Below are 12297 nucleotides of genomic sequence, written 5' to 3' on the forward strand. Positions count from 1 at the left end.
AGGAACTTATGAAGATCAGCATTCTGAAAAACGTTTTGAACGAGGCTATACAACATGTATCCAAAGCGATATCAAGTCGGACTACGATTCCAATTCTGAGTGGTATTAAGCTGGATGTGAATCACCAGGGAGTAACGCTGACCGCCAGCGATACAGACATCTCCATTCAATCCTTTATTCCGATGGAGGATGGTGACCAAACTGTTGTTCAGGTCGAACAACCCGGCAGTGTTGTGCTGCCTGCCAAATTCTTTGTCGAAATTATCAAAAAGTTGCCGTCGCAGGAGATCCATATGGAGGTAAAAGACCAATTCCAAACCTTTATCTCGTCCGGCGCAACTGAAATTCAGATTGTTGGCTTGGACCCTGAAGAATTCCCAGTGCTTCCCAACATTGAAGAAAATCAAGTCATCTCTGTACCAGGAGATTTACTTAAAAATATGATTAAACAGACGGTATTCTCCATCTCCACCCACGAAACGACACCGATTTTAACTGGCGTGTTGTGGAATCTGGCTGAGGGTGAATTGAAGTTTGTGGCAACGGACCGCCACCGCCTTGCCACCCGTAGCGCTCATTTGGAGACGTCTGAAGGCTTGCGTTTTAGCAATGTTGTCATTGCGGGCAAAACGCTGAATGAGCTGAGCAGAATTATTCCAGATCAAAATATGCTTGTGGATATCGTAGTAGCGGACAATCAGGTATTATTCAAAGTAGATCGGGTGCTATTTTATTCCCGCATCTTGGACGGCACCTATCCTGATACTTCTAGAATTATTCCGACCTCCTACAAAACAGAACTGATTGTGGATACAAAAAGTTTAAGTGAGTCAATTGACCGTGCTTATTTGCTGTCCCGTGAGGAAAAAACGAATATTGTAAAAATGCAGTCGCTGGAAAATGGCGGTTTGGAGATTTCCTCTAGTTCCTCTGAGCTTGGCAAAGTGCGTGAGGAAGTAACTGTGTCCAAATTTGAGGGAGAGCCGCTCAAAATTTCGTTCAACTCTAAATACATGCTCGACGTGCTCAAGGTGATTGACAGCGAGCAGCTGACGATTGCTTTTACCGGCATTATGAGTCCCATTATTTTAAAACCGGCAGATTCCAGCAATGCGCTGTATATCATCCTGCCATATCGCACAACCAACTGACGTTTAGCTTTAACCCACCCGAGGACAAGCGAAAGGATGAACAAGCCTTGAAACAGATATCTATACAAACCGAATACATTAAGCTCGATCAATTTTTAAAATTAGCCGATTGTGTATCCACAGGAGGCATGGCTAAAGCCCTGCTGCAAGAGGGACAAGTCCGTGTTAATGGTGAACCGGAAGAACGTCGTGGAAGAAAACTGTACCCGGGTGATACGGTAGAAGTAGAGGACAACGGAAGTTTCGAAGTTACAGCAGGAGCATGATCGCCTGGGTAGCAAGGACTCCTTTTAGGTACGGAGTAACAAGGGGGACCCTATGTGTTTGTGAACAACATTGTTTTGCAGCAGTACCGGAACTATGAACAGCTGGAGCTGAATGAATTTGGGCCCGTTAATTTGCTGATCGGACAAAATGCGCAGGGCAAAACGAATCTGGTAGAGGCGATTTTTGTACTGGCTTTAACCAAAAGTCATCGAACGTCCCGCGACAAGGAGTTAATCTCTTTCGGGGCTACTTCCACTCACCTAGCTGCGGATGTGGATAAAAAATACGGGAAAATCAGACTGGATCTCGCGTTATCCACACAAGGCAAAAAAGCAAAGATCAACGGACTGGAGCAGCGAAAACTGAGCGATTTTATCGGTTCGTTAAATGTGGTCATGTTTGCACCTGAGGATCTGGAAATTGTGAAAGGGACACCGGGGGTTCGCCGCCGGTTTCTTGACATGGAAATCGGACAGGTTGCGCCAGGATATCTGTATCATTTGCAGCAATATCAGAAAGTATTGGTTCAGCGAAACAACTTGCTCAAGCAAGCTTGGGGTAAGGATATGGCGTCAGTGCAGCTGATGCTGGAGGTATGGAATGAGCAACTTGTTGAGCATGGTGTTAAAATTGTTAAAAAGCGGAAACAATTTATAACAAAGCTACAAAAGTGGGCTCAGGCCATTCATGAAGGGATCGCAGGTGGGACAGAAGAGTTAAAATTAACCTATGTTCCCTCCTTCAGTGAGCCAGAGGAAGAAGATGAAGCTGTCTTATTGGAGCGATTTATGATAAAGTTATCCCAAATGAGGGAACAGGAAATCCGCCGTGGCATGACTTTGGCGGGACCCCATCGTGACGATTTGGCCTTTGCCATTAACGGCAGAGAAGTGCATACGTATGGCTCTCAGGGGCAGCAGCGGACGACGGCCCTGTCCTTGAAGTTGGCCGAAATAGAGTTAATCCATGAGGAAATTGGTGAATATCCTGTCTTGCTGCTGGATGATGTTTTGTCCGAGCTGGACCCCTATCGTCAGACCCAGCTGATCGAGACTTTCCAAAGCAAGGTACAGACCTTTATCACGGCAACCGGGGTTGAGACTTTGAACGCAGAACGACTCAAGGATGCCAATATTTATCACGTCCACGACGGGCATGTGGAACACTAAGGAGTGAGTGACCGCTATGTATATTCATCTGGGTGGAGAAAAAATCATCCGCTCGTCAGAGCTTGTGGCTATTTTCGATATCTCGATTGAAAAATCCTCTAAAATCTCCAAGCAATACGTGAACCACGCCCAACAGCAAAAGCATGTCGAGATGATTGGCGAAGAGGAAGCCAAGTCCATCGTAGTGACTCAGAATACGGTGTATTATTCCCCCATCTCCTCAACAACACTCAAAAAGCGGGCAAACCAGTTTGTTGCCAATGCTTAACCATAGAATCTATAGAAGTAGGTGAAAGGCATGTCTATGAATCAACCGTCTTATGATGCGGGCGAGATTCAGGTCCTCGAGGGCCTGGAAGCGGTTCGGAAACGTCCCGGGATGTATATTGGCTCCACGAGCGCCAAAGGTCTCCATCATCTGGTCTGGGAAGTTGTGGACAACAGCATTGACGAAGCGCTGGCGGGTTATTGTGACAGCATTCAAGTTGTGGTTCACGAAGATAACAGCGTTACCGTTACAGATAACGGACGCGGTATTCCGGTAAGCGAACACGCCAAAATGAAAAAATCTGCGCTGGAAGTCGTTATGACTGTACTTCACGCAGGTGGTAAATTCGGAGGCGGAGGGTACAAGGTATCCGGTGGTCTGCACGGGGTTGGTGTATCGGTAGTGAACGCTCTCTCCAGCAAAATGATTGTTCATGTTAAACGGGACGGACATCTGTATGAGCAGGAATACCACCGTGGTGCTCCGCAGTATGATGTCAGAGTCATCGGTGATACAGATGAGACGGGTACCCAAACGACCTTCTATCCGGACGATCAAATCTTTACAGAAACGACTGTATACGATTATGATACGCTCCAAACGCGGATTCGTGAGTTGGCTTTCCTGAACAAAGGCATTGCAATCAGCTTGACTGATGAACGGACGGGCGCCAGCGATACATTCCATTACGAGGGCGGAATCAGTGAATATGTGCAATTCTTGAATCAAAAAAGAGAAGCGTTACATGAACAGCCGATTTATGTCGAAGGCTCGCGTGATATGATTCAAGTCGAAGTTGCTTTGCAATATAACGACAGCTATACCGAGAATATTTATTCTTTTGCTAACAACATCAATACCCATGAGGGCGGAACTCACGAATCAGGCTTCAAGAGTGCATTAACCCGGATTATTAACGATTATGCACGTAAAAATGGCTTGATTAAGGACAACAATGCCAACTTGACCGGTGATGATGTGCGTGAAGGATTGACGGCGATTATCTCCGTCAAAATTCCAGAACCACAGTTTGAGGGTCAGACCAAGACAAAGCTGGGGAACAGTGAGGTGCGAGGGATTGTCGAATCCCTATTCGCAGAGAAACTCCAGGAATTCCTAGAGGAAAATCCGTCTGTTTCCCGCCGTGTGGTTGATAAATCATTACAAGCAGCACGTGCCCGGGAAGCAGCACGCAAAGCGCGTGAGCTTACACGTCGTAAAAGCGCGCTGGAAATCAGTTCGCTCCCAGGCAAGCTGGCAGATTGCTCCTCTAAGGATGCTTCGATTAGTGAACTGTACATCGTCGAAGGTGACTCAGCAGGGGGTTCGGCCAAGCAGGGTCGTGATCGTCACTTTCAAGCTATTTTGCCGATTCGCGGTAAAATCCTGAATGTCGAAAAGGCACGCTTGGACCGTATTTTGTCCAGTGATGAAATCCGGTCGATGGTAACAGCAATGGGCACAGGGATCGGAGACGACTTTGACATCGCCAAAGCCCGTTATCACAAGGTCATTATCATGACAGATGCGGATGTCGATGGTGCCCATATTCGTACGTTGTTGCTGACGTTCTTCTATCGGTACATGCGTAAAATCATTGATGCAGGCTATATTTATATTGCTCAGCCACCACTATTCAAAGTAGAGCGTAACAAAGTTGTACGTTATGCGAACTCCGAGGCGGAACGTGATGAGATCATCAGGGAATTTGGAGAAAACGCGAAGTACAATGTACAGCGCTATAAAGGTTTGGGTGAGATGAATGCGACCCAACTTTGGGAAACTACGATGGACCCTGAGAGTCGTACTATGCTTCAGGTAACTGTCAGTGACGCGATGCTGGCTGATACACTGTTCAATACCTTGATGGGTGATAATGTAGAACCTCGTCGTGACTTTATCCAAGAACATGCGAAGTACGTGAAAAATCTTGATTTTTAATGTGTGATGTTCTTTCCTAGTGGCTGTATTACGTGCTCATTAGGTAGTATTTTGTAGGAGTTCACAAGGGGCGCCCAAAGGGGCGTCCCTTTTCTTGTCATTAACCAGCCCGGGTGCATTTGAATATTTAATCTCATTGTTTTAGGCTTTTTTCTTAGAGCGTATGGCTTTACCCGTGGATGAAGAGTACCGGCCGTAGCCTACTGCATATCTGAATATTTTATGATAGAGGCTTTTGTTTGGAAGGGAAGAGAACACCTTGATTGCTGGTCTCGTGTTAACCTCCAGAATCCACGGATAATTTTGCTGATCCAGTCCTACATCTAATCCTATTTCCCTTAAACGTGGGTATCTTTTTTGCAACTGCCATGCTACCCGTTCGCCCATTTTTGATAATTTTTGCTCCAGTCGTACAGCTTCCTTTACATCCATGTATGGAGCGACCAGCTCATTGAAAAAGCGCATTGTCCCACCGCTGTGATGATTGGTGACGACTTTGTCAGGAGCAGCTACGCGTCCTACAATAAGCGTTGTTTCCCATTGGTGTCTTAAGTTCATCTGGGTTAATACCCTCAGATCGAAAGGGCGTGCTTCATGCTGAAGAAGTGGAATTCCACGCTGGATCAGATATGGACGTTTTCGTATGCGGGAAGAAACCACTCTATGCAGATCTTCTAGACTTTCGAAGGTGAAGGTATCTACTTCATAGCGAAGCACATACCAAGTTCTCTCTTCGATGATTCCTTCTTCTGTCGGCGGAAGCGGTTCTGCCAGCCTCTCTGCCCGCATAACCCCTTTTCCATAAGTACCGTTATCAGGCTTAATATAGACAGTACCATACACGGCCAACATTTCGTTCAAGTGATCAAATGTGTACAACCGTGTTTCCGGTACATAAGCGGCCAATGTCGGATTGGGGAGAATGGCATTTGTTTTGGTCCACTTACTGGATACTCGCTGAATAGACAAGTAATCTCATCCCTTTCTTTTCGAAATATGAGTCATGTACTTGGAATCCGCAACACTTTGACAAAACAAGGGAAACTAAAGGACAAGTGCGTAAAACAATGATATAATAGAGAAATACGGCGTTTTTCGGAATTTTGCTAAGTGAACCCTGACCGTATACGTATTGTATGTGGAAAAGGCCCTTAGGGTGGGGGCTAATCCCCAGCTCTGAGGAATTTGTTATAATCAGGGCTTGTGAGTTGTACAAGAGAATAGCGATCTGCTACAGGCAGAGAGAGAATGACGAGGGATTTACGCTGTAAAGAGGACAGATGTGTTTAATTGTGCTCTTTTTGTGAAAGTAATATAATTATACAGATGAGGATTTCAGCCAAAATCCTGCGCAGAGAGCGGAGTGTATAGGCAGTATCTTGTTAGGCTTTTCACATAGAGAGCATTGTATTGAAGGATAAGAAGGAGGACCAGCATGGCGGATCAAAATAACTCGCAAATCATCAATAGGGATATCGGAGTGGAAATGCGCGAATCCTTTATGGATTATGCCATGAGTATTATTGTTAGCCGTGCCTTGCCCGATGTGCGGGACGGACTGAAGCCGGTACACCGTCGTATTTTGTACGCGATGTCCGAGCTGGGCATGTCGCCAGACAAGCCTTACAAAAAATCGGCAAGAATCGTCGGCGAAGTTATCGGTAAATATCACCCTCATGGTGATACGGCTGTATATGATACGATGGTGCGGATGGCGCAGGATTTTTCTTTGCGTTATATGTTGGTGGATGGACACGGTAACTTTGGCTCCGTGGATGGAGATATGGCGGCTGCGATGCGTTACACCGAAGCACGGTTGTCCAAGATTGCCATGGAAATGCTACGTGATTTGAACAAAGAGACCGTTGATTTTATGCCGAACTACGATGGTGAAGAGAGCGAGCCCGTCGTATTACCTGCACGTTATCCTAACTTGCTGGTGAATGGCGTCGGCGGAATTGCAGTCGGGATGGCTACCAATATTCCTCCGCATAACTTGGGAGAGGTTATCGATGGTGTACAAGCATTGATCGAAAACCCCGACATTACGCCGATGGAACTTATGGATTATATTCAAGGGCCCGATTTCCCGACAGCAGGTTATATTTTAGGACGCTCTGGTATTCGTCAGGCGTACCAGACTGGCCGCGGATCTGTGACCATGCGTGCGAAGACCACCATAGAAGAGATTGGCAATAAAGCACGGATTATCGTGCATGAGCTGCCTTACCAAGTGAATAAGGCTCGTCTGGTTGAGAAAATTGCCGAATTAGTACGTGACAAACGTATTGAAGGCATTACGGATCTTCGGGATGAATCGGACCGTACAGGTATGCGTGTCGTTATCGAGTTGCGTAGGGACGTGAACCCGAACGTCGTTCTGAATAATTTGTTTAAACATACGGCTATGCAGTCGAATTTCGGTATTAATATGCTTGCCATTGTAAACAACGAACCGAAGATTTTGAACCTGAAGGATGTCTTGTATCATTATCTCAAACATCAGGTCGAGGTTATTCGTCGCCGGACAGAATTTGATCTGAAAAAAGCCGAAGCCAGAGCACACATTCTGGAAGGCTTGCGCATTGCCCTTGACCATCTGGACGAAGTTATTGCCTTGATTCGTTCTTCCCAAACTGCAGAAGCAGCTCGTGAAGGACTGATTGAGCGTTTCTCGCTCACTCTTGAGCAGTCTCAGGCTATTCTTGATATGCGTCTGCAACGCTTAACCGGTTTGGAACGTGAGAAGATCGAGAACGAATATAACGAGCTAATACAAAAGATTGCGGAATACCGTGAGATTTTGGCGAACGAGCATCTGGTACTCAACATCATTAGCGAAGAGCTGAATGAACTTAAGGAACGTTTCGCTGATGACCGTCGCACTGAAATTACAGTGGGTGAAGAGAGTATTCTGGATGAGGATCTCATTCCGCGTGAAGATGTTATTATTACTGTAACCCATACGGGATATATCAAACGCCTTCCTGTTACTACCTATCGCAGTCAAAAACGCGGTGGTCGTGGTGTAGTGGGTATGGATACCAAAGATGAGGATTTCGTAGAGCATCTGTTCATTACGAATTCACATCATCATTTGTTATTCTTTACCGACAAGGGCAAGGTATATCGGATTAAGGCCTATGAGATTCCTGACCTTAGCCGGACAGCCCGGGGGACACCGATTATTAACCTGATTCAGATTGAACAGGGTGAGTCGATCAATGCGGTAATTCCAATCGAGGAATTTGTGGAGGATAGCTATCTATTCTTTGCGACCCAGCATGGAATCATAAAGAAGACACCACTTGATGACTATGCAAATATCCGCAAAGGTGGCTTGATTGCCATTAACTTGCGTGAAGATGACGCCCTGATCGAAGTGAAGCTGACGGACGGACAGCAGGAAATGATTATTGGTACAGCACAAGGCATGTCTATCCGTTTCCCTGAAAGTGATGTACGGTCTATGGGCCGTAGCGCTACAGGGGTTAAAGGGATCAACCTTGATGAGAGTGATGCTGTAATTGGTATGGACATCGTAGATACCAGCCTGGATATCCTGATTGTAACGGCCAAAGGTTATGGCAAGCGTACCCCTGTTGTGGATTATCGTATCCAAAGCCGTGGAGGTAAGGGGATCAAGACGATTAATGTTACGGATAAAAATGGTCCGGTTGTCGGTCTCAAGGTTGTAAAAACCGAAGAGGATCTGATGATCATTACAGCTAGTGGCACCTTGATTCGGACTAGCATGGGGGAAATCTCCACGATGGGTCGGAATACACAAGGGGTAAGGCTGATTAATATTCGCGATGATGATTCGGTTGCAACTGTTTGTCGAGCGAACAAGAATGAGGAGCAGGATGAACTGCTTGAAGAATTATTAGAGGGTGAGGAAGCTGGAGAGGGCTCATCTCTATCATCTGTTGAACCATCTCTCGAAACGAATACAGAAGGTGCGGAAGGTAACGACCCAGAATCTTCTGAGGGCGAATAAGAGCCTGAATATGGAAACAACAGTAGTTATTAAATTTCAGATGGAACAGACTCTCTGACTATTTGGTCGGGGAGTCTTTTTCTTTTTCTGGCTAACGAATTCAGACAAGTATGCTTTAAATGGCATAAAATGAATGTACAGGATCATTCCCAAGTAATATAATGACATCATAACTGGCAGCTGGAGCAGCTGTTGTGAGAACAGAGAGGTTGACCATGACAACTGTACCCGTATCCGAATTAAAAGCAGGACTTAGATTGCAAAGCGATGTATTTACAGAAATGGGAAGCTTGCTGCTACCGAAAGGGCGCATTCTGCTACCGCGTGACTTGGAGATTTTACAGGCGTTCCTGATCCAGCAAGTTGAGGTAGGGACGGATGATCTTACAAAATCCAGTAGCGAGTCTACGACTGTTCGATCTGGAACATCTGAATCGCAAGGACCTTCGTTAGATGGACGAGATGAATCTGAACAATTTCAGGATGAGTATGACAAAATGGTGATGCTCGTTAAGAATGCATTTCAATCGGTGCTCGTCTCTAATTTATCTATATATGAACTGCGAGGACAATTGGAGTCCTTACTGGTGCACATTCAGCGCTATAATGTAATGACCTATACTCCGCCCGCCATGATCGAAGTGGACTATATTTTTCACAACGCTGTGCTAACCTCCCTTACTTCCTATTCCATTGCACAATGGATCGGATTACCTCAAAAGGATTGGATGCAAGTGGCTTTTGCTGGATTGCTTCATGACATAGGGAACGCTAAAATGGACCCGGTCATTCTGTATAAGCCCTCCAAACTAACGTGGGAAGAGCAAGAAGAAATACGTCGCCATACATCACTAGGATACCAGTTGCTTAAAAATGTGAAAGCTATTAACGAAGGTGTGCGTTTGGCAGCTCTTCAGCATCATGAGAAAGTGGACGGTACTGGATATCCACTGCGTCTTAAAGGGGAACAAATCCACATCTACGCTAAAATCGTTGGAGTGGCTGATGTATTCCATGCTATGACTCTAGAGAAAACATACCGACCTGCCCAATCACCGTATCTGGTTCTAGAGCAAATCAAGTCAGAATCATTTGGAAAGCTGGACCCAAGTGTCGTACAAGTTTTTATTCATAAGTTAACCCAATTCAATAATGGAACCAAGGTGCGCCTCAATGATAACCGTACAGGGGAAATTATTTTTGCTGATCGAGATCATCCGACTCGGCCGTTGATTCAAGTAGATGGGGAAATTATTAACTTAATGCTGCAAAGAGAGCTTTATATCGAGTGTATTGTTACTTAACTAAGTATTTTAAAAAAGAGTTGCATAATGCAAGAAAAGTATGATATATTATTTCTTGTCGCTTCAAGTGTTATCAAGAAGAGCGAAAAACACTTTCGAAAAAAAAGTGTTGACATAACTCTAGGGAATATGATACACTATAAAAGTTGCTGAGGGGTTGAAAGAAACGCCGAGGCGGACATTGAATGTTTGATCTTTGAAAACTGAACAACGAGTGAGTAAAACGGTTTTGCTTGCAAAATCAAACAAGAGATATTTTTATCTCGTCAGTTTCAAAATGAGCTTATCGCTCTTTCTATAAACCAACTTCGGTTGGTCTTTAATGGAGAGTTTGATCCTGGCTCAGGACGAACGCTGGCGGCGTGCCTAATACATGCAAGTCGAGCGGGGTTGATTAGAAGCTTGCTTCTAAACAACCTAGCGGCGGACGGGTGAGTAACACGTAGGCAACCTGCCCACAAGACAGGGATAACTACCGGAAACGGTAGCTAATACCCGATACATCCTTTTCCTGCATGGGAGAAGGAGGAAAGACGGAGCAATCTGTCACTTGTGGATGGGCCTGCGGCGCATTAGCTAGTTGGTGGGGTAAAGGCCTACCAAGGCGACGATGCGTAGCCGACCTGAGAGGGTGATCGGCCACACTGGGACTGAGACACGGCCCAGACTCCTACGGGAGGCAGCAGTAGGGAATCTTCCGCAATGGGCGAAAGCCTGACGGAGCAACGCCGCGTGAGTGATGAAGGTTTTCGGATCGTAAAGCTCTGTTGCCAGGGAAGAACGTCTTGTAGAGTAACTGCTACAAGAGTGACGGTACCTGAGAAGAAAGCCCCGGCTAACTACGTGCCAGCAGCCGCGGTAATACGTAGGGGGCAAGCGTTGTCCGGAATTATTGGGCGTAAAGCGCGCGCAGGCGGCTCTTTAAGTCTGGTGTTTAATCCCGAGGCTCAACTTCGGGTCGCACTGGAAACTGGGGAGCTTGAGTGCAGAAGAGGAGAGTGGAATTCCACGTGTAGCGGTGAAATGCGTAGATATGTGGAGGAACACCAGTGGCGAAGGCGACTCTCTGGGCTGTAACTGACGCTGAGGCGCGAAAGCGTGGGGAGCAAACAGGATTAGATACCCTGGTAGTCCACGCCGTAAACGATGAATGCTAGGTGTTAGGGGTTTCGATACCCTTGGTGCCGAAGTTAACACATTAAGCATTCCGCCTGGGGAGTACGGTCGCAAGACTGAAACTCAAAGGAATTGACGGGGACCCGCACAAGCAGTGGAGTATGTGGTTTAATTCGAAGCAACGCGAAGAACCTTACCAGGTCTTGACATCCCTCTGACCGGTCTAGAGATAGGCCTTTCCTTCGGGACAGAGGAGACAGGTGGTGCATGGTTGTCGTCAGCTCGTGTCGTGAGATGTTGGGTTAAGTCCCGCAACGAGCGCAACCCTTATGCTTAGTTGCCAGCAGGTCAAGCTGGGCACTCTAAGCAGACTGCCGGTGACAAACCGGAGGAAGGTGGGGATGACGTCAAATCATCATGCCCCTTATGACCTGGGCTACACACGTACTACAATGGTCGGTACAACGGGAAGCGAAATCGCGAGGTGGAGCCAATCCTAGAAAAGCCGGTCTCAGTTCGGATTGTAGGCTGCAACTCGCCTACATGAAGTCGGAATTGCTAGTAATCGCGGATCAGCATGCCGCGGTGAATACGTTCCCGGGTCTTGTACACACCGCCCGTCACACCACGAGAGTTTACAACACCCGAAGTCGGTGGGGTAACCCGCAAGGGAGCCAGCCGCCGAAGGTGGGGTAGATGATTGGGGTGAAGTCGTAACAAGGTAGCCGTATCGGAAGGTGCGGCTGGATCACCTCCTTTCTATGGAGAATCGTTTCCTGCAACGGAAACATTCAAATATGAAGCGTAAGCTTCAAAACTCAGGTTTAGGCCTGTTACTCACTCGTTGCTCAGTTTTGAGAGCTCAAACTCTCAACATACTGCATGAATATCATCTACTCGGTTGAGTTAGACCGATATTCACACAGGCTACAGTTTCGATGAAACTGTATTGCACCTTGAAAACTGGATACCGAAACGAAATTGCGTTTTAGAATATTCCTTTAAGCTGATCTTGTGTAAACAAGTGAAATAAAGGTAGCTGCCTTGAATTTCATTCACACGTAAGTGTTGAACCGAAATT

The 12297-nt window shown here is 46.3% G+C and carries 8 protein-coding genes and 1 rRNA gene; 8 read left to right on the plus strand and 1 reads right to left on the minus strand.

All coding sequences use genetic code 11. The features are described from left to right. The first annotated feature begins 8 nt into the window (after positions 1–8). Genes dnaN through gyrB form a run of 5 tightly spaced genes read left to right on the plus strand, consistent with a single transcriptional unit; the run spans position 9 to position 4796 of the window. Positions 9–1151, plus strand: a complete 1143-nt coding sequence (dnaN, locus tag JOE49_RS05835; protein ID WP_023986415.1) for a DNA polymerase III subunit beta — start codon at positions 9–11, stop codon at positions 1149–1151. A 47-nt stretch (positions 1152–1198) separates the two neighbouring features. Then, positions 1199–1417, plus strand: a complete 219-nt coding sequence (gene yaaA, locus JOE49_RS05840) for a S4 domain-containing protein YaaA (protein ID WP_023986416.1) — start codon at positions 1199–1201, stop codon at positions 1415–1417. Between the two features lie 54 nt (positions 1418–1471). Beyond that, positions 1472–2587 (plus strand): DNA replication/repair protein RecF, encoded by a 1116-nt coding sequence (recF, locus tag JOE49_RS05845; RefSeq protein WP_013308098.1) that lies wholly within the window; start codon positions 1472–1474, stop codon positions 2585–2587. 16 nt (positions 2588–2603) lie between these two features. Continuing rightward, entirely contained in the window at positions 2604–2855 is a 252-nt protein-coding gene (gene remB / locus JOE49_RS05850; RefSeq protein ID WP_007433255.1) for an extracellular matrix regulator RemB, read from the plus strand. A 30-nt stretch (positions 2856–2885) separates the two neighbouring features. Then, on the plus strand, positions 2886–4796 hold the full coding sequence (gene gyrB, locus JOE49_RS05855) for a DNA topoisomerase (ATP-hydrolyzing) subunit B (protein WP_013308100.1): 1911 nt from the start codon (positions 2886–2888) through the stop codon (positions 4794–4796). Between the two features lie 141 nt (positions 4797–4937). Here gyrB and JOE49_RS05860 read toward each other — a convergent pair whose 3' ends face one another. Then, positions 4938–5765 (minus strand): YheC/YheD family protein, encoded by an 828-nt coding sequence (locus JOE49_RS05860; RefSeq protein WP_209940725.1) that lies wholly within the window; start codon positions 5763–5765, stop codon positions 4938–4940. Between the two features lie 466 nt (positions 5766–6231). Between JOE49_RS05860 and gyrA the strand changes: the two genes are divergently transcribed. From gyrA to JOE49_RS05875, 3 genes are all read left to right on the plus strand, one after another. After that, complete coding sequence (gene gyrA, locus JOE49_RS05865) at positions 6232–8796, plus strand: DNA gyrase subunit A (RefSeq protein ID WP_028540987.1); 2565 nt, start codon at positions 6232–6234, stop codon at positions 8794–8796. Positions 8797–9011: 215 nt separating this feature from the next. Further along, the gene (locus tag JOE49_RS05870; protein WP_028540988.1) at positions 9012–10100 is read left to right on the plus strand and encodes an HD-GYP domain-containing protein; all 1089 of its coding nucleotides are present in this window, start codon (positions 9012–9014) and stop codon (positions 10098–10100) included. Positions 10101–10419: 319 nt separating this feature from the next. Further along, positions 10420–11975: ribosomal RNA gene (locus tag JOE49_RS05875) — 16S ribosomal RNA — on the plus strand. Positions 11976–12297 lie beyond the last annotated feature (322 nt).

This window comes from Paenibacillus sp. PvR133, from assembly GCF_017833155.1.
GTDB classification, from domain to species: Bacteria; Bacillota; Bacilli; order Paenibacillales; family Paenibacillaceae; genus Paenibacillus; species Paenibacillus polymyxa_B.